This is a genomic window from Allobosea sp. FBZP-16 (assembly GCF_002831785.1).
GTDB classification, from domain to species: domain Bacteria; phylum Pseudomonadota; class Alphaproteobacteria; order Rhizobiales; family Beijerinckiaceae; genus Allobosea; species Allobosea lupini.
The window spans coordinates 206,647-207,270 of record NZ_LNCQ01000059.1 but is presented as its reverse complement, the minus strand read 5'-3'; the positions used below and the strand labels follow the sequence as shown (position 1 = coordinate 207,270).

Here is a 624-nt window from a genome sequence, read left to right as displayed (position 1 = left end):
GCCTGGCCGCTCCCCCGATCCGCCGGGCCGGCGGCATGCGGCGTGGCGCCGACAGGGCGTGCGGGGGCGCGCATCGCCGGCCGGGCAGCCGGACGCGTTCCCGGGCCGGCGAAGGCCGGTGCAGGCGCCATGGCGCCGTGGGCGGCGTTGCCGGTGCGGAAGCTCGCCACCAGCGTATTGAGCTCGCCGATCCGGCCCGACAGCGCCCCCGCCGAGGCGGCGCTCTGTTCGGCCAGCGCCGCATTGGCTTGCGTCATCTCGTCGAGATGGGCGACCGCCTGGCTCATCTCCTCGATGCCGTTGGCCTGCTCGCCCGCCGCCGCCGAGATCTCCTGGATCGTGCCGGTGACCTTCCGCGACGCCGCCAGGATCGTCTCCAGCGACTCGCCGGCCCGGCGCACCAGCTTCACCCCCGCCTCGACCTCGGCATTGGACGAGGAGATCAGCCCGGAGATGTCCTTGGCCGCCTCGCCCGAGCGCTGGGCGAGCGTGCGCACTTCGCTCGCGACCACGGCAAAGCCCTTGCCGGCATCGCCGGCCCTCGCCGCCTCGACCGCGGCGTTGAGCGCCAGCAGGTTGGTCTGGAAGGCGATGTCGTCGATCACCCGGATGATGTCGGAGATT

1 protein-coding gene is annotated in these 624 nt (G+C 73.6%); it reads right to left on the bottom strand.

Annotated features, from left to right (window positions below):
- On the bottom strand, positions 1 to 624 hold a 624-nt coding region (locus tag CXY91_RS30685), incomplete at both ends, for a methyl-accepting chemotaxis protein (RefSeq protein WP_248307687.1).